This is a genomic window from Ramlibacter alkalitolerans, assembly GCF_016722765.1.
GTDB classification, from domain to species: Bacteria; Pseudomonadota; Gammaproteobacteria; order Burkholderiales; family Burkholderiaceae_C; genus Ramlibacter; species Ramlibacter alkalitolerans.
The window spans coordinates 1-1,751 of the sequence record NZ_JAEQND010000030.1; the positions used below are offsets into that span (position 1 = coordinate 1).

The window sequence follows — 1,751 nt, forward strand, 5'->3', positions numbered from 1 at the left end:
AGGCACTCGGGGAGCAACGTCACCTGGTCTCGGGCACTGCCTTCCACGTAGCGAGGCATCGTCACCTCCGGCGCGAGTTGCCGGAGTGTACGAGCTCAGGTCGTTTTCACACAGCCTCGGCCAGAAGCGGACATCGGCATCATTCCGGGATGCACCGCGCGTCGCATCTGCCCCGGAAACGTACCCATGCGCCTGTGCGGCCAAGGGAGTCGCCTCGCACCCGGAGCCGCACCGTTTTGCACCGCCGCGCAGCCCCTGCTCAAGGTAGATTGCGAGTAGGAGGAGGACTTGATGGAATTGGGTCGTGGTGGAGACGCATTGAGGCGGATTCACCGCTCGTGGAAATTCTCGCCCGGGGTGAGGGATCTTCATGAAGGGGTCCTGCACCAAGGCGCGGCCGCTGACCTGGAGAAATGCATGAGCGAAGATCCCCACTGGACACCCGTTACCTTCGAGAACTGCCACACCGTCGTGGGGCCCTTCTACCATGGGACCGCGGCGGTGCTCCAGCCGGGCGATCTGCTGGTGCCCGGCTTCGAATCCAATTATCAAAAGGGACGAATCTCCAACCATATCTACTTCACCTCTATGGTCGCCAGCCTCGCGGCGCAAGTGGCTGCCGCACTGGCCGGAATCGAGGGCCGTGGGCACGTGTACCTCGTACAGCCCACCGGTCCGTTTGAGGACGACCCAAACGTCACAAACAAGCGCTTCCCTGGGAACCCCACGCAGTCCTACCGGAGCACGCACGCCTTGCGCATCGTCTGCGAATTGCAGGAATGGGAAGAGCACAGCCCCGACGCGATCCAGCGGATGCTGGACGGGCTGGAGGCGCTCAGGGCGCAGGGGCGGGACCTCATCGAGGACTAGCGGGCGTGGCGGCCGGCCGGCCGCGCAGACGTGCCCACGAACAGGAGCCAACCATGACCCCCACCATCACCGCGTTTCGACAGTCGCCGGATCAAGGGCGAGGGCAGGCTCGCGACATGCGCGTGCGCTGGGCGCTCGAGGAAGTCAACCAGCCCTATGACGTTCGGCTGGTCTCGTTCCGCGAGATGAAGGAGCCGCCGCATCTGAGCATCCAGCCTTTCGGCCAGATCCCGACTTATGAAGAAGGCGGGCTCCAGTTGTTCGAGTCCGGGGCGATCGTCCTGCATATCGCGGAACGCCACCCTGGGCTGCTGCCGCGCGATCTCGCTGCTCGCGCGCGTGCGATCGCATGGATGTTCGCCGCCGTGAACACCGTGGAGCCGACCCTGGTCGAGATCGAGGCCGCAAGGCTCCTCGAGCAGGACAAGTCCTGGTATGCGCAGCGCCTGCCCCTCCTGGAAGAGCGCGCCCGCAGGCGGCTGGACAGCTTGGCACGCCGTCTCGGTGACTCGGAATGGCTCGATGGCAGCTTCAGCGCTGGCGACCTGATGATGATCGGCGTGCTGTTCAGGACCAGGGGACTGGGACTTCTCGAGATCTACCCGAACCTGCGCGCCTATGTTTCCCACGGGGAGAACCGTCCTGCCTTCGGGCGGGCGTTTGCCGCACAGCGGGCCGTGTTCATGGCCAACCAGCAGGGGTGACAGGCGAGGTGGTGCGAATCGAAGATGACTCGACGCACCGATGCGGCTGCTTCCGGCCGAGGCTGTGTGAAAACGACCTGAGCTCGTACACTCCGGCAACTCGCGCCGGAGGTGACGATGCCTCGCTACGTGGAAGGCAGTGCCCGAGACCAGGTGACGTTGCTCCCCGAGTGCCTG

General features: G+C 64.8%; 2 protein-coding genes. Both read left to right on the top strand.

Features of this window, described 5'->3' with window-relative positions; all coding sequences use genetic code 11:
• Window positions 1-417 precede the first annotated feature (417 nt).
• Window positions 418-870: an NAD(+)--rifampin ADP-ribosyltransferase gene (arr, locus tag JI746_RS27490; RefSeq protein ID WP_201693510.1), complete on the top strand. Its 453-nt coding sequence runs from the start codon at window positions 418-420 to the stop codon at window positions 868-870.
• Window positions 871-923: 53 nt separating this feature from the next.
• The gene (locus JI746_RS27495; protein WP_201693511.1) at window positions 924-1,574 is read left to right on the top strand and encodes a glutathione S-transferase family protein; all 651 of its coding nucleotides are present in this window, start codon (window positions 924-926) and stop codon (window positions 1,572-1,574) included.
• The last annotated feature ends 177 nt before the right edge of the window (window positions 1,575-1,751 follow it).